The organism is bacterium (assembly GCA_030654305.1).
Taxonomy (GTDB): Bacteria; Krumholzibacteriota; Krumholzibacteriia; order LZORAL124-64-63; family LZORAL124-64-63; genus PNOJ01.
In genome coordinates this window covers 1-14,832 of record JAURXS010000312.1, presented here as the reverse complement: position 1 = coordinate 14,832, position 14,832 = coordinate 1, and the positions used below count along the sequence as shown (strand labels likewise).

Genomic DNA, 14,832 nt, shown 5'->3' with positions numbered 1-14,832 from the left:
GGCTCGCTCGACTTCCAGGCTGCCCCGCCATCCGTGGCGGGGCAGCCTTGCAGACGCCCCCCGAACCGGGGTGAAGACTCGCCCATCGTGTTGACCACCGCCATCAAGGCGGGCGACGATCCGATGAGCGACCGTGAACTTGGTCATATATATCCTGATAGCGGCATTTTGTCAATAGTTATGATGGTATTCGGGTTGAGATTTGGATATATGGATGTCGATAGCAATCTGCAGCACGGATCGGGCCCTCCGGGCGGGCGGGCTGCCATCTCATTGACGCATATGCTGTTACGTGGTAGGCTGGCGGGCGGTTTCTTCAGGAGGGGCGAATGCGTCACGAACTTGGCTTCCGACTCGACGGGGATCGCCGGCTGCTGGCCGTCGCCTCGGCGATCGGCTGCCTGGCACTGTACGGCGGGTGGCGGCTGTTCTGGTTCTTGACCGACGACGCCTTCATCGCCTTCCGCTACATCAGCAACGCCCACCTCGGGCACGGCTACGTCTGGAACGCGCCACCGTTCCTGCCGGTCGAGGGGTACACCAGCTTCCTGTGGACGGTCCTGCTGGACCTGGTGTGGCGCGTGACCGGCGTCGAACCGCCCGACAGCGCCAACTGGATCTCCCTGCTGTTCGCGTGCGGGACCCTGACGCTGGCCGGCCGGATGCTGCTGCACCTGGACTGGCGCGAGCGACTGCGCCCGTGGCGGGCGGCGTTCCTGGGCCTGATGTTCGCCTACCTGCTGCTGAACCGCACCTTCCTGGCCTGGAGCAGTTCGGGGCTGGAGACGGCGATGTTCAACTTCCTGGTGCTGCTGTGGGCGTCGGCGATGATGTCGGCTCCCCCCACCGCGCGACGGCTGGCCTTGGCCATGTCAGCCGCCGCCGTGCTGGCGCTGACCCGGCCCGATGGGCTGCTCTACTGCGCCGTGACGGCGGCCGCCGTGCTGCTGGTCGCCTTCGGCGCCGTCGGCCGCCGCGGAGCGCGCCGGCTCCTGCTCGCGGGCCTCTCCCCGCTGGCCGTCGTCGTCGCCCACGAGGCCTGGCGGCTTTCGTTTTACGGCGCGTGGCTGCCGAACACCTACTACGCGAAGGTGACGAGCGCCTGGCCGCAGAGCGGCGCGCGCTACCTCTGGAGCTTCACGCTGGAGTACGCCCTCTGGGCCGCGGCGGCCGTCGCGGTCTGGGCGGCCATCGACGGCCTGCGCCGCGGCGGCTGGAAGCCGGCGCCGCCCGCGGACCGGGCCGCCCTTGCGGCGGTCGCGCCGCGGTGGGCGGGCGGGGCGGCCCTGCTGCTGCACTTCGCCTACTACACGTTCGTGGTGGGCGGGGACCACTTCGAGTTCCGGGTCTACTCGCACCTGCTGCCGCTGATCTTCCTGGCGGTGGCCTGGTCCCTGAACCGCCTCGGCCGCGGCCCGACGGTGTCGCTGGCCGTCGCGGGCGCGGTGCTGCTGCTGTCGCTGCCCCTGCCGTGGACCCACTGGGCGCTGACGAAGGACCTGCAGACCCGCGCGCAGACCCACGTGCTGCGCATGCCCGTGGCCCCGAGCTGGCCGGCGCCGGTGCGCTGGTACGCGGCGGCGTTCGACCGCGCCCAGGCCTGGCTCATCCCCCACCACGTGGGCATGCGCCACCAGGAGCACAAGATCTTCTGGAAGACCCAGCTCGGATATTACCCCACGCGGGAGCAGGGGATGTCCCTGGCGACGTCGCGCTACGCGACGATCGGGCTGCCCTGCGTCGGGGTGCCCTCGTGGATGATGCCGCACGTCAACATCGTCGACGTGCTGGGCCTGAACGACTACGTGATCGCGCGCACGCCGCTGCCTTCGGGCATCGACATGATGGCCCACAGCCGACGCCCGCCGGCCGGCTACGTCGACAGCTACCTGCCCAACCTGCTCTACGACGGGAAGGTCTGGTTCGTGCGGGAGCGCACGCCGCCGCTGACGGCGGCGAAGATCGCCGAGCTGGAGCGCACCTGGCGCGAACGCGCCGACACCGGCCTCCTGCGCCCGGAAACGGACGACCCCCAGTCCCGCTGAGGGACCAGGGGCCGCGCCATTGTTCGGAGTCGCTTCCGCCGCCGCCTACTCCGTCATGATGATGACGTGCTTGACGGTCCGGAACGCGTGCGTGTCCAGGATGCGCAGCTCCAGTTGCTCGCCCACCAGCTGCAGCTCGTAGCTGGCGAGCGGCTGCGGGCTGACGATCTTCGCCTTGGTCGCCGGGATCAGGATCACGGTCACGCGGTCGGTGTCCAGGGACGTGAAGACGGCCCCCTCGAGGCGACCGGTCGGCTTGATGGTCTTGCCGATGCCCAGGACGCCGCCCTTGGACTCGATCAGGTCCGCCGCCTGCAGCTCCTTCTTGGTGCCGACCACGTAGTAGATCGTGCTGAGCCGGGCGCGGGAGACCTCGATCGCCTCGGTCTGGGACTGGATGGTCTCGGTCTGCGTCTGGATCGTCTGCTGGCCGGCCTGGACCTCGGCGGTCAGGCCCGTCACCTGGGTCTGCAGCTCGTCCACCCGGGCGGTCAGCGTGACGATCACGGCCTCTTTCTCGGCCACGGTCTGGCGCAGGCCGCGGATCAGCTTCTCGAGACCGGCCACCTTGACGCCGCTCTCCTTGAGCTGCTGGTCCAGATCGCGGATGCGGTCGTTGGCGCGGACGATGCTCTCCTTGATGCGGGCGATGCGCTGGCGGGCCTCTTCGCCGCGATCCTGGCTCAGGCTCTGCTCGGCCTCGAGTTCGGTGGCGAGGGCCTGGGTGCCCTGGTCGCCGATGTCGATGGCCTCGAGGCTCTCCTGGATGCCGGCGATCTCGTCGATGGCTGCCTCGTAACGCTCGGTCGTCGCCTGCTCGTCGGCCTGCAGGACGGCGAAATCGGCCTTGCTGGTCTGGAGCTTCTGGAACAGGACGACGGACGCGACCAGCAGCGCCACGACCAGAACGATCAGCAGCACCATCGAGGGCTTGCGCATGATTTCATCTCCTTGGTAGAACTTCCGGCGTCGGCGGGGGTGACGGGCACGCCGGCATTTGCTCACGCATCATAATCACCAACAGGCCCCGGTGGCAACGTGGCCGATGGGGATTCCGGCCGAATCCGGCCGAAACCGGAGCGCAACTCATTATGTAAAAACAAAATGCGCGATCGCCCCCCCGGGCGGGGCGACTGTGATAAAGTGGCGTCATCGGGCCTGCAAGAGGAGGGATGCGATGCGATCCTGGAAACTGGCGAACGCGTTCATCGCGCTGGCGATCGTGGCCGGCTGTGGCGGGGACGATCCCGTGGCGCCGCCGATCGAGGACGTCTACGGCCGGTGGACCGCCCTCGAATGCAAGTACCAGAGCGTGCCGCCGGAGACGACCGTGGACATCGTGGCCTTCGGCGGGACCGCGACGCTCGACCTGCAGGAGGACGGGGACTTCGAACTGGTGGTCTCCCCCGTCGGCGAGCTGTCGGTCACCACGTACGGGTACTGGGAGCTGAGCCAGGACCTGATGAGCCTGACGCCGCAGGGGATGCCCTACTCCTGGGAGTTCGACGTCGCCCTGATCGAAGGCAAGCTGTCGCTGCGCGGCGCGTCGGTCGAGTTCGACTTCGACAACGACGAGGTGCCGGAGAGCGCGACGCTGGACCTGCTCCTGTCCAAATGAAAAAAGCCCATCGATATCGCTTGCGAGCCCCGTGGGGATCCGCCTAGAATTCCCCGATCACGATCTCCATGCGAATTCGGCACCGAAGCAAGGGGGCGGTTCATGTTGAACAGGATTCTGGTCTGCCTGGCGCTCGTCGTCGCGATCGCCTCCTTCGCCGGTTGCGGCAAGAAGCAGGCGGACGAGAAGCTGGCCGAGCGGATGACCGAGGAGATGCTCGAGCAGGCGACCGGCCAGAAAGCCGACGTGGACATGAAGGACGGCGACATCACGGTCAAGACCGAGACCGGCGAGGTCAAGATGGTCGCGACCTCGCAGTGGCCGGAGGACATGTTCGACGTGGTGCCCCGCTTCGAGCACGGCACGATCGAGCGCGTGCACAGCGGCACCGACGCCGGCATGCGCAAGTTCAACATCTGGTACAAGGGCGTCCCGGACGACGCCTCGGACAAGTACCTGGAGCAGCTGAAGGGCGCCGGCTTCGAGTCGCAGCTGGTGTCGATGGGCGCCCAGAGCGGCATGACCAGCTCCCAGAAGGGCAACGTGGCGGTGCAGTTCATGCACAACATGGAAGACGACACGGGCGTGCTGATCGCCTACGAGTTCATGCAGGAGTAGGGAGCGCCGTGGCCCCCGCGTTGCGTCGACTGGTCCTGGCCGCCGGCCTGCTGTGCGCGTCGTCGTCGTTCGCGGCGGACCCTCTGCAGGCGGCGCTCGCGCGTTTCCTGGCCGCGAACCCGTCGGCGCCCGGAGTCGTCGCCTGGGTCTGCTGCCCGCGGCTGGGGCCGGACTGGACGGGGGCCGCCGGGTTTGCCGCTCGCGACGGCGGCGAGCCACTCACCGCGGCCCACACCTTCCGCATCGCCAGCAACACCAAGACCTACGTCGCGGCCGCCGTGCTGCGGCTGGCCGAGCAGGGGCGGCTCTCGCTCGACGACCCTCTCGGCCCCCACCTCACCCCCGAGGAGCGCGAGCTGCTGGCCGGCGACGGCTTCGACCTCGGGGCCATCACCCTGCGCCACGTCCTGAGCCACACCTCGGGCCTGGACGAGCACTCCGGCGACCCGCGCTACGCCGAGGCCATCTACGCCGACCCGCAGCACGTCTGGACCCGCGCCGAGCAGGTCCGCCGCTGCGTGGAGTGGCGCGATCCGGTCGGCGCGCCCGGCGAGCGCTACCGGTACTCGGACACCGGGTACGTGCTCTTGGGCGGCATCGTCGAGCGCTTGACCGGCCGGCCGCTGGGGGTCGCGGTGCACGAGCTGCTCGGCTACGAGCGGCTGGGGCTGCGGTCCACGTGGTGGGAGCTCGACGAGCCGCCGCCCGCGGGGGCGGGGCCGCGGGCGCACCAGTACATCGGGGAGAGCGACACGCGCGACTGGCACCCGTCGCTGGACCTGTTCGGCGGGGGCGGGCTGGTCTGCGACGTGCGCGACCTCGGGACGTTCATGCGCCTGCTGCTGAAGGGGCGGGTGCTGCGGGACGAGGCGAGCCTCTCGGCGATGACCGGCGGCGGCACGGCCGACTACCGGCTAGGCCTGATGTGCGTGGAGCTGGACGGGCGGCTGGCCTGGGGCCACCAGGGTTTCTGGAACACGTTCGTCTTCCACGTGCCGTCGCTGGACCTGACGGTGGCGGGGTGCGTGCTGGACCACGATGCGGCGAACGGGCGGGTGCTCGCCGGTGAACTGGTGGCGACGATCGCGGAACTGGTGGCGACGCGAGGTGACAGAACGCATTGAGCGATCGAGTGTTGTAAATATACAGACTGTTATGGATATAATTTAAGATATCAATGGCACTAGCGCATAACGTCCAATAATATAATATGGTTATAGTTAATTAATATGTACCTGCCGCAAAATATACAGCATATTGACGTATTCGCGAATCGCGAATAACATGATTGCATGGAACTCAAGCCCCAAGATCTCTATGTCGTCTTGAAGCTGGTCACCAGGAGCGCCCGGCCATGGACCTACAGTCGTCTCTCCGCGGAATTGCACATGAGCGCCTCGGAGACGAATGCGGCCGTGAAGCGCTCCCTCCGGGCCGGGCTGTTGCGGGTGCCCGTCCTCCAGGAACGGAATCCCCAGCCCGTCAGGAAGTGCATCGACGAATTTCTGTGCCACGGACTCAAGTACGTTTTCGTACCGGAACAAGGCGGGATGGTACGGGGCATGCCCACGGCCTTCGCGGCGCCCGGCCTCGACCTGGCCCTTTCGCAGGACGGGCAACCGCCGTACGTCTGGCCTTGGGAAGAGGGAACCGTTCGAGGCCTGGCACTTTCTCCGCTCCATCCCAATGCACCGAAGGCCGCACATGAGGACATCGACTTCCACCGCATCCTGGCCCTGGTCGACTGCTTGCGCACGGCGTCTCCGCGCGGCGCCGGAGTGGCGACCATGATGCTCGAGATGACGTTGTTCCCGGATGCTGGCCGATAGCCCCAACATCGAATTGCTCATCCGGGCATCCGGGATGCTGGGGCCGATCCTCGACAAGTCCCTGCTTGTCGGCGGATGTGCCGTCCCGCTCCTGATCACCGACAGCGCGGCGCCACCGTCCCGGAGAACCTTCGACGTCGACCTGATCACCGACGACTCGTCCTACGAGGAGTTCCGTCATACGGAAGCCCTGTTGCGCAGGCTCGGGTTCAAGCAGGACATGGAGCGACCCGGTCCGATCTGCCGTTACAACTGTGGCACACTGATCCTGGACATCCTGCCCTGCAACGAGGAAGTGCTGGGTTTCGGGATTCGATGGTACCAAGAGGCGTTTTCCCGCAGCCTCGTGTTCCGGCTGCCGAACGGCAAGAACATCCGCTGCGCCTCTGCGCCGTCGTTCCTGGCGACGAAACTGGACGCCTTCAGATCTCGCGGCGCCGGCGATCTGTTCAGCAGCCGCGATTTCGAAGACATCGTGGCGCTGATCGATGGACGTCCGGAGCTGGCGGATGAAGTCGCGCTCGAACGAATGGACCTGAAGACCTTCATCGGTGAACATATCGGGGCCATCATGGGGATGGAGCATTTCCTGGACAGCTTGCCCGGGATGCTGCCGGCCGGAGATGCCACGCGTGCACGCCTGGAGGTCATCCTGGGACGGTTCAACCGAATCGCGGTCTAGGAGCGATCGGCGGGCGGCCGCTGACGCTTCAGGAACCGCCGCGAATCCCCCCACGCGTTGCGCGCGACCGTCCGGCCGGCCGTTTCGACCCGCTGCTGCAGGCAGACGCGGCACTCGTCCCGCCCCTCGTCCAGGCAGGGCTTCCCCTCGTACAACCGGTAGTTCCGGCGCGCGTCCTGCGGCGTGAGGTTGGGCATGATCACGTTGGCCCCGCAGGCGATCCCCCGCTCGCGGCCGTCGGGGGCCAGGGCCTGCAGCGCCGTGGTGGCGGCGATGTTGACGTCCGGCAGGGCCAGCCTCGTGACCGCGATCATGTTCAGGGCCAGCGACAGCAGCTCGTCGTGCGGCATCATCCCCAGCCCGCGCATGGGCGACTGGTCGTGCACGATGTAGGGGCCCATGCCGATCATGTCCACGTCCTGGTCGCGGAAGAACAAAATGTCGTCGGCCAGGTCCGCGGCGGTCTGCCCCGGGAGGCCGATCATCACCCCGGTGCCGACCTGGAACCCCGCCTCGCGCAGCGACGCCAGGCAGGCCACGCGGTCCTCGAAGCGCTGGGCCGCCGGGTGCAGGCGCGCGAAGAGGTCGGGGTTGGTGGTCTCGATGCGCAGCAGGTAGCGGTGGGCGCCGGCCGCGCGGAAGCGGCGGTAGGTCTCGGGCGTCTGCTCGCCGACCGCCAGCGTGACGCCCAGCCCGTCCGGCAGCTCCGGTCCGCGGCTGCGCTCCTTGATCTCCCGCACGCAGCCCTCGACGAATTCCACGAAGTCCTCGTCCCACTTCTCGCCCGACTGCAGCACGCAGGAACCGTAGCCCATCGCGGCCGCCCACAGGGCGCAGTCCACGACCTCCTCGTGGGACAGGCAGTAGCGCGCCACCTCGCGGTTGCCGGCGCGGATGCCGCAGTAGTGGCAGTTGCGGGCGCACTCGTTGCTGAACTCGACGATGCCGCGGTAGTAGACCTCGTCGCCGACGCTGCGGGTGGCGAGGTCGAAGGCGGCGCGGCGCAGGCGGGCGACGTCCTCGGGGGCGGTCAGGGACAGCAGGGTGATCAGGTCCTCGCGGGCGAGGGGCCGGGCGGCGGGGTTGGCGAGCAGTCGGTCCATCGGGAGAACCCGGCTTTGCGGATGGGGACCGGATCCGTCGAACACCGGCTCAATGGTAGTTGCCGCCACAATCGGCCGCAACCGGCTTGCTACTCGGCTTGCTTCGCCCGGGCGGGTCCCGCCCGCCGGTCAGCGCAGCAACCGCTGCACGAACTCCGTGCGGTCCACGTTGGCCACGTGGGTGAACCACTCGTCCTGGAACTTGTAGACCAGGATGCCGAGCCAGATCCAGACCAGCCGGGCGCGGTAGATCGCCTGCACACGGTCCCGGCCGCGGAACCGCGCGATGGTGGCGTAGACCAGGAACAGGGGCTCCAGCAGGTTCGGGAAGCAGAAGAACACGAACTCGTTCTGCGTGACGAAGAACAGCGCCTGCCCGACGGTGCGCAGGGCGAAGGTGGCCGCGATCTCGCGCCGGATCGGCTGCCGCCAGCCCCAGATGAAGATGAACAGGTAGCCGACCCAGTCGGCGGACTTGTCGAGGTTCTGGTAGAGGACGTCGTCGAGGCCGGCGGGGATCAGCAGGTCGCCGTCGACCGAGTCCAGGAGCCAGTTGGCCCAGCCCGCCGCGAAGGGGAAGCGCAGGAAGAGCACCGGCAGCAGGAACTTCAGGGTGACGACGACGACGATCAGCAGCAGGTTCATGCGCGGCTCCCTAGAGGTCCTTCATCCGGTAACCCACCCCCGGCTCGGTGACCAGCAAGCGGGGGCGCGCGGGGTCGGTCTCGATCTTGCGCCGCAGCTGGGCCATGAAGACCCGCAGGTAGTGGGTCTCGCCCATGTAGGGCGGGCCCCACACCTCCTTGAGGATCTGCCGGTGCGTGAGCACCTTGCCGGCGTTGCGCGCGAACAGCACCAGCAGCCGGTACTCGGTGGGCGTCAACCGGACCTCGCGGCCGTCGACCGCGACCTCGCGCCGCGCCTGGTCGACGCGCAGCGGCCCCGCCTCGATGACGGTCGAGGTCGTGTCCGTCCCCGCCTGCGCGGCGTGGCGCAGGGCGACCCGCATGCGCGCCAGCAGCTCGTTCACGCTGAAGGGTTTCGTGAGGTAGTCGTCGGCGCCGGCGTCGAGGGCCGCGACCTTGTCGTCCTCGCGGCCGCGCGCGGAGATGACGATGATCGGCACGCGCGTCCACTCGCGGAACTTCCGGGTGAGGTCGATGCCGTCGCCGTCGGGCAGGCCGAGGTCGAGCAGGATCAGCTCGGGATTGTGGGTCGTCGCCTCGACGACCGCGTCGCGGGCGGTCCCCGCCTCGAGGATCGCGTAGCCCTGCGCCGTCAACGCGGTCCTCAGGAACCGCAGCATCTGCTGCTCGTCCTCCACGACGAGCACCCTCGCGGCAAGATCGCTCACGGCTCCCGCCCCCGTTCCGGCGTTTCCGCCTCCGACGCCGGCGCGACGGCCGGCGGCGCCTCCTGCAGCGGCATCGCGATCCGGAAGACCGCGCCGCCGCCCTCGCGGTTCGCGGCCGCGATCGTCCCGCCGTGCGCGTGGACGATGCCGCGGCAGATGGCCAGCCCCAGGCCCACGCCGCCGGTGCGCACCTCCGGGCCGCGGTAGAACTTCTCGAAGACCTGCTCCCCGGCGCCCGCGGGCAGGCCGGGGCCGCGGTCGGCGACCTCGATCTCCAGCGTCGCGCCCGCGGCGCGGGCCGCGATCTCCAGGGGCGTGTCGGGGCCGCCGTGCTTGATCACGTTCTCGATCAGGTTGATGAAGACCTGCTCGAACAGGACCGGGTCCACCGAGAGCAGCGGCAGCTGCGGCGGCAGGTCCAGCCGCACCGCGCGGGCGCCGAGCCGGGCCTCCAGCCGGGAGAGCGCCGAGCCGACGGTCTCCTCCAGCGGCACCCACTCGCGCTTCGGCACGATCCCGCCCGACTCCAGGCGCACCATGTCCAGGATGTTCGCCACGAGCCGCTCCATGCGCTCGGCCTCGCTGCAGATCGTGTCGCACAGCTCCTGCCGCTGCGCCGGGGCGAGCCGCCCGCTCTCGTCGCGCAGCGTCGAGCCGGCGCCGACGATCGCGCCGAGCGGCGTACGCAGGTCGTGCGACACGGCGCCGAGCAGCGCGCTGCGCGTCTCCTCGGTGCGGGCGCGCAGCGCCGCGACCCGGGCCTCCTCCACGAGACGCACGCGCTCGAAGGCCAGCGCCGCCTGCCGGACGAACGCCTCGATGAATCCCCGCTGCTCGACCGCCAGCATCTCGCGCGAGGGGGTCGCGACCGCCAGCGCGCCGAGCGTGTCCGCGCCCGCCCGCAGCGGGTAGCAGGTCACGCGCGAGCCCGGCAGCGTGTCCGTGCCGCCGCCGGCCGGGCGGCCGTGCTCGGCGGACCAGCGGGCGACGGCGAACTCCTCCTCGCTCAGCTCGAGACCGGCCGCGCCCTCGCCCCCTTCCTTCAGCGAGCCGGCGGCGTCGGCCGTCAGGACCACCGCCCCGCCCCCGAAGACCGCGGCCGCGTGCGCGGCGGTGACCCGCGCGACCTGCGCCGCGCCCTGGGCCGAGGCCAGCTCGCGGCTCAGCGAGTAGAGGGCGGCGGTCCGGCTCTCGCGCCGCCGCGCCCCGTGCTCCTGGCGGCGCAGCCGGCTGGTCAGGCCGCTGATGACCAGGCCCACGGCGAACATCATCAGGAAGGTGAGCAGGTGGCGCGCGTGCTCCACGCTGAAGGTGTGGAAGGGCGGCACGAAGAAGAAGTCGTAGGCCGCCACCGCGAGCCCCGCCGCGGCGAGCGAAGGCCCGCGCCCGTAACGGTAGGCCGCCACCATGATGGTCAGCAGGAACATCATCACGAAGTCGGGCTGGGACAGGTAGTCGCGGGCCAGGACCCCGACCGCGGTGGCCGCGAGGACCGACAGCGCCGCCACGCCGTAGCCCTTCCCGTCGAAGCGCCGCGGCGCCCGCGCGCGCCCGTCCGCGGGCCGGTCGGGGGCCTCGTCGCCGGCGATGAAGTGGACCTCGATGTCGCCGCTGCCCCGCACGATCCGGCTGACGAGCGAGCCCGTGAACCGGTCGCGCCAGCGGGAATGGGTGGGCTTGCCGACGACGATGCGGGTCACGTTGTGCTCGCGGGCGTGGTCGATGAGCACGTCGGCCAATCGGCGGCCGCTCAGCCGGACGACCTCGGCGCCCAGCGACTCGGCCAGCAGCAGGTGGCCCTGCAGGCGCTCCTCGTCCGCGGGCGACATCGGGAAGGCGTCCGAGGCCTCCGCGTAGACGGCGGTCCAGCGCGCGCGCAGGCCCTCGGCCATGCGCCGCGCCCCGCGGATGATCCGCGACGACGAGGGGCTCGGCCCCACGCAGACCAGGATGTGCTCCGCCGCGGGCCAGGTGGCCTTGATGTCGTAGTCGTGCCGGTAGGCGCGCACGTCGGCGTCGATGCGCTCGGCGACGCGGCGCAGCGAGAGCTCCCGCAGGGCCAGCAGGTTGCCGCGGCGGAAGAAGTGGTCGACGGCCTGGCGGGCCTGCTCCGGGATGTAGACCTTGCCGGCCCGCAACCGCTCCAGCAGCTCGTCGGGCGGCAGGTCGACCACCTCGATCTCGTCGGCCCGCTCGAGGATCGAGTCCGGCACCGTCTCGCGCACGCGGACGTAGGTGATCTGGGAAACGACGTCGTTCAGGCTCTCGACGTGCTGGACGTTGAGCGTGGTGTGCACGTCGATGCCCTGCTCGAGCAGCTCCAGGACGTCCTGCCAGCGCTTGCGGTGGCGGCTGCCGGGGGCGTTGTCGTGCGCCAGCTCGTCGACCAGCAGCACCGCGGGGCGGCGGGCGAGGGCGCGGTCGAGGTCGAACTCGGCGAGGGTCGTGCCGCGGTAGGCGACGTCGCGGCGGGGCAGGACCTCGAGGCCGGCGAGCAGCGCCGCCGTCTCCGCCCGCCCGTGGGTCTCGGCGCACCCCACCACGACGTCGACGCCCGCGTCCCGCAGGCGCCGCGCCGATTCCAGCATCGTGTAGGTCTTGCCGATGCCCGGGGCGTAGCCGAAGAAGATCTTCAGGGCGGACCCGGCGCGGCGGCCCTCCTCGACCTGCACGCGGCGCAGCAGGGCGTCCGGATCCGGCCGTTCGTCAGGGGTCGTCATGGTCCCACCCTCGTCATGCCGGTGAAGCTATCACCGCGCGGCGTCCCGCTCCAGCCCATTCAGGGCCAGGTTCAGGCGCAGCACGTTCACGCGGGGCTCCCCGAACAGGCCCAGCAGGCGGCCCTCGCGGTGCGCCGCCACCAGGTCGCGCACCGCGGCCTCGGGCAGGCCGCGAAGGCGGGCCACGCGCCCGGCCTGGTAGAGCGCGGCCGCGGGTGAGATGTGGGGGTCGAGGCCGCTGCCGGACATCGTCACCAGGTCGACGGGGATCGGCGCCGCGTTGCCGGGGTCGGCGTCGCGCAGCGCCGCGGCCCAGGCCGCGACGGCGGCGCGCAGCGCCGGGTTCGAGGGCCCGAGGTTCGAGCCCGCCGACGCGTCGGCCCGGCAGGGGGTCGGCGTCGTCGCCGAGGGGCGGCCCCAGAAGTCGCGCGGGTCGGCGAACGGCTGCCCTATCAGCGCGGAGCCCACCGTGCGCCCGTCCAGGACGAGCGGGCTGCCGTCCGCCGCGTCCGGGAACGCGAGCTGTGCGAACCCCGTGACGAGCGCGGGGTAGGCCAGGCCCAGCAGGACCGTGAACAGCGCCAGCAGCGCCAGCGCCGGCCTCAGGATCCGTGCCACGATCACACCCCCAGCACTTGCAGGACGAGGTCGATGCCCTTGATGCACGGGAACGGCAGCACCAGGCCGCCGAGGCCGTAGACCAGCAGGTTGTCGCGCAGCAGGCGCGCGGCCGGGGCGGGCCGGTACCTCACGCCGCGCAGCGCCAGCGGGATCAGGCCCACGATGATCAGGGCGTTGAAGATGACCGCCGAGAGCACCGCGCTCTGGGGCGAGTGCAGGCGCATCACGTTCAGGACGCCCAGCTCGGGGCAGGTGGCGACGAAGGCCGCCGGGATGATCGCGAAGTACTTCGAGACGTCGTTGGAGATGCTGAAGGTGGTCAGCGCCCCGCGCGTCATCAGCATCTGCTTGCCGATGGCCACGATGTCCAGCAGCTTGGTGGGGTTCGAGTCGAGATCCACCATGTTGCCGGCCTCCTTGGCCGCCTGGGTGCCGGTGTTCATCGCCACGGCCACGTCGGCCTGGGCGAGCGCCGGCGCGTCGTTGGTGCCGTCGCCGGTCATGGCCACCAGGCGCCCCTGCTGCTGGTACTCGCGGATCAGGGCGAGCTTGCGCTCGGGCGTGGCATCGGCCAGGAAGTCGTCGACGCCGGCTTCGGCGGCGATGGCTGAGGCGGTCAGCGGGTTGTCGCCGGTGATCATCACGGTGCGAATCCCGATGCGCCGCATCTCGACGAACCGCTCGCGCAGGCCGCCCTTGACGATGTCCTTGAGGTGGACCGCGCCGAGCACCCGGTCGCCGTCGGCCACCAGCAGCGGCGTCGCGCCGGCGCGCGCGAGCTCGTCGGCGGCCGCGGCCACCGCCGCGGGAATCGCGCCGCCCAGGCCGGCGACGAAACGCACCACGGCGTCCACCGCGCCCTTGCGGATTCGGCGGCCGTCGACGTCCACCCCGCTCATGCGGGTGTGGGCCGAGAAGGGCACGAAGACCGCGCCGAGGCTCTGCAGGTCGCGCCCGCGCAGGTCGAAGCGCTCCTTGGCCAGCACCACGACGCTGCGGCCCTCGGGGGTCTCGTCGGCCAGGGAGGCGAGCTGCGCAGCGTCGGCCAGTTCCCGCTCCGTCACCCCCGGAGCCGGCACGAACGCCACCGCCTCGCGGTTGCCCAGGGTGACGGTGCCCGTCTTGTCCAGCAGCAGCACGTCGATGTCGCCGGCGGCCTCGACCGCGCGGCCCGACGTCGCCAGGACGTTGGCCCGCACCAGCCGGTCCAGGCCCGCGATGCCGATGGCCGACAACAGGCCCCCGATGGTCGTGGGGATGAGGCAGACCAGCAGCGCGACCAGCACCGTGAGCGGGATCGGCGCGCCCCGGCCCCCGGCGCTCGCCGCGTGGGCCGAGAAGGCGTACAGCGTCGCGGTCGCGAGCAGGAAGACGATGGTCAGCGCGGACAGCAGGATGCCGAGCGCGATCTCGCTGGGCGTCTTCTGCCGCTTCGCGCCCTCGACCATCGCGATCATGCGGTCCAGGAAGGTCTCCCCCGGATCCGCGGTGATGCGCACGACGATCCAGTCCGACAGCACCCGCGTGCCGCCGGTCACGGCGCTGCGGTCGCCGCCGCTCTCGCGGATCACCGGCGCGCTCTCGCCGGTGATGGCGCTCTCGTCGACCGAGGCGATGCCCTCGATCACCTCGCCGTCGCCGGGCACCAGGTCGCCGGTCTCCACCAGCACCAGGTCGCCTCGGCGCAGGGTCGCGGACGGGACCTCGACCGCCGTCGCGTCGCGCCGCGGCGCCGCGAGGCGCTTGGCGCCCTCTACCAGCGAGATCATGCGGTCCAGGAAGGTTTCGCCGGGGTTCGCGGCGATGCGCACGACGATCCAGTCCGACAGCACCGTCGTGCCGCCCGTGACGGCGGAGCGATCGCCCCCCGCCTCGCGGATGACCGGGGCGGATTCACCCGTGATCGCCGATTCATTCACCGACGCGACGCCCTCGATGATCTCGCCGTCACCGGGGATCGTGTCGCCCACCTCCACCAGGACGACATCACCTTTGTGGAGCGTGGCGCCGGAGACCAGTGTCACCTGGCCGCCCCGCCGGGGTGTCGCGAGCTTCTTGGCCGTGACATCCCGGCGCGACTTGCGGAGGGCTGCTGCCTGGGCCTTGCCCCGTCCCTCGGCCATCGCCTCGGCGAAGTTGGCGAAGATCACTGTGAACCAGAGCCAGACGCACACCCAGCCGATGAAGGCCGCGGGGGCCTCGCCCTTGCCCGTGAGCGCCTGGATCCACAACACCGTGGTGA

Annotated in this window: 13 protein-coding genes; 6 read left to right on the top strand and 7 right to left on the bottom strand. The window is 70.3% G+C overall.

From position 1 onward, the window contains the following. The first annotated feature begins 329 nt into the window (after positions 1-329). Entirely contained in the window at positions 330-2,045 is a 1,716-nt protein-coding gene (locus tag Q7W29_09020) for a hypothetical protein (protein ID MDO9171958.1), read from the top strand. A gap of 45 nt (positions 2,046-2,090) precedes the next feature. On the opposite strand, the gene Q7W29_09015 is transcribed toward Q7W29_09020, so the two are convergent. Continuing rightward, positions 2,091-2,984, bottom strand: coding sequence for a hypothetical protein (locus Q7W29_09015; protein ID MDO9171957.1), 894 nt, complete (start codon positions 2,982-2,984; stop codon positions 2,091-2,093). Between the two features lie 238 nt (positions 2,985-3,222). Between Q7W29_09015 and Q7W29_09010 the strand changes: the two genes are divergently transcribed. From Q7W29_09010 to Q7W29_08990, 5 genes are all read left to right on the top strand, one after another. Next, positions 3,223-3,663, top strand: coding sequence for a hypothetical protein (locus Q7W29_09010; protein MDO9171956.1), 441 nt, complete (start codon positions 3,223-3,225; stop codon positions 3,661-3,663). Positions 3,664-3,765: 102 nt separating this feature from the next. Beyond that, positions 3,766-4,281, top strand: coding sequence for a hypothetical protein (locus Q7W29_09005; GenBank protein MDO9171955.1), 516 nt, complete (start codon positions 3,766-3,768; stop codon positions 4,279-4,281). Between the two features lie 8 nt (positions 4,282-4,289). Continuing rightward, the gene (locus tag Q7W29_09000; protein ID MDO9171954.1) at positions 4,290-5,405 is read left to right on the top strand and encodes a serine hydrolase domain-containing protein; all 1,116 of its coding nucleotides are present in this window, start codon (positions 4,290-4,292) and stop codon (positions 5,403-5,405) included. A gap of 168 nt (positions 5,406-5,573) precedes the next feature. Further along, on the top strand, positions 5,574-6,110 hold the full coding sequence (locus Q7W29_08995; GenBank protein MDO9171953.1) for a hypothetical protein: 537 nt from the start codon (positions 5,574-5,576) through the stop codon (positions 6,108-6,110). Then, positions 6,097-6,792: a hypothetical protein gene (locus Q7W29_08990; protein MDO9171952.1), complete on the top strand. Its 696-nt coding sequence runs from the start codon at positions 6,097-6,099 to the stop codon at positions 6,790-6,792. Before Q7W29_08995 ends, Q7W29_08990 begins: the two co-directional genes overlap by 14 nt. Here the strand turns inward: Q7W29_08990 and hydE are convergent. The 6 genes from hydE to kdpB form a co-directional block, all read right to left on the bottom strand. After that, positions 6,789-7,895, bottom strand: a complete 1,107-nt coding sequence (gene hydE, locus Q7W29_08985) for a [FeFe] hydrogenase H-cluster radical SAM maturase HydE (GenBank protein ID MDO9171951.1) — start codon at positions 7,893-7,895, stop codon at positions 6,789-6,791. The two genes, Q7W29_08990 and hydE, sit on opposite strands and share 4 nt — an antisense overlap. 129 nt (positions 7,896-8,024) lie before the next feature. After that, positions 8,025-8,540 carry a hypothetical protein gene (locus Q7W29_08980; GenBank protein MDO9171950.1) on the bottom strand — a complete coding sequence of 172 codons (516 nt, stop codon included), beginning with the start codon at positions 8,538-8,540 and terminating at the stop codon, positions 8,025-8,027. 10 nt (positions 8,541-8,550) lie between these two features. Beyond that, positions 8,551-9,249: a response regulator gene (locus tag Q7W29_08975; GenBank protein ID MDO9171949.1), complete on the bottom strand. Its 699-nt coding sequence runs from the start codon at positions 9,247-9,249 to the stop codon at positions 8,551-8,553. Beyond that, on the bottom strand, positions 9,246-11,969 hold the full coding sequence (locus Q7W29_08970) for a sensor histidine kinase KdpD (protein ID MDO9171948.1): 2,724 nt from the start codon (positions 11,967-11,969) through the stop codon (positions 9,246-9,248). Before Q7W29_08970 ends, Q7W29_08975 begins: the two co-directional genes overlap by 4 nt. A gap of 30 nt (positions 11,970-11,999) precedes the next feature. Beyond that, positions 12,000-12,587, bottom strand: a complete 588-nt coding sequence (kdpC, locus tag Q7W29_08965; GenBank protein ID MDO9171947.1) for a potassium-transporting ATPase subunit KdpC — start codon at positions 12,585-12,587, stop codon at positions 12,000-12,002. A 2-nt stretch (positions 12,588-12,589) separates the two neighbouring features. After that, a complete protein-coding gene (gene kdpB / locus Q7W29_08960; protein MDO9171946.1) occupies positions 12,590-14,824 on the bottom strand; it encodes a potassium-transporting ATPase subunit KdpB in 2,235 nt (744 codons plus the stop codon). Positions 14,825-14,832 lie beyond the last annotated feature (8 nt).

Coding starts and splice junctions, on each gene's coding strand:
- Q7W29_08990 (MDO9171952.1), top strand. CDS start 6,097: ATGCTGGCCGATAGCCCCAACATCGAATTGCTCATCCGGGCATCCGGG.
- Q7W29_09010 (MDO9171956.1), top strand. CDS start 3,223: ATGCGATCCTGGAAACTGGCGAACGCGTTCATCGCGCTGGCGATCGTG.
- Q7W29_09015 (MDO9171957.1), bottom strand. CDS start 2,984: ATGCGCAAGCCCTCGATGGTGCTGCTGATCGTTCTGGTCGTGGCGCTG.
- Q7W29_09005 (MDO9171955.1), top strand. CDS start 3,766: ATGTTGAACAGGATTCTGGTCTGCCTGGCGCTCGTCGTCGCGATCGCC.
- hydE (MDO9171951.1), bottom strand. CDS start 7,895: ATGGACCGACTGCTCGCCAACCCCGCCGCCCGGCCCCTCGCCCGCGAG.
- Q7W29_09020 (MDO9171958.1), top strand. CDS start 330: ATGCGTCACGAACTTGGCTTCCGACTCGACGGGGATCGCCGGCTGCTG.
- Q7W29_08980 (MDO9171950.1), bottom strand. CDS start 8,540: ATGAACCTGCTGCTGATCGTCGTCGTCGTCACCCTGAAGTTCCTGCTG.
- Q7W29_08995 (MDO9171953.1), top strand. CDS start 5,574: ATGGAACTCAAGCCCCAAGATCTCTATGTCGTCTTGAAGCTGGTCACC.
- Q7W29_08970 (MDO9171948.1), bottom strand. CDS start 11,969: ATGACGACCCCTGACGAACGGCCGGATCCGGACGCCCTGCTGCGCCGC.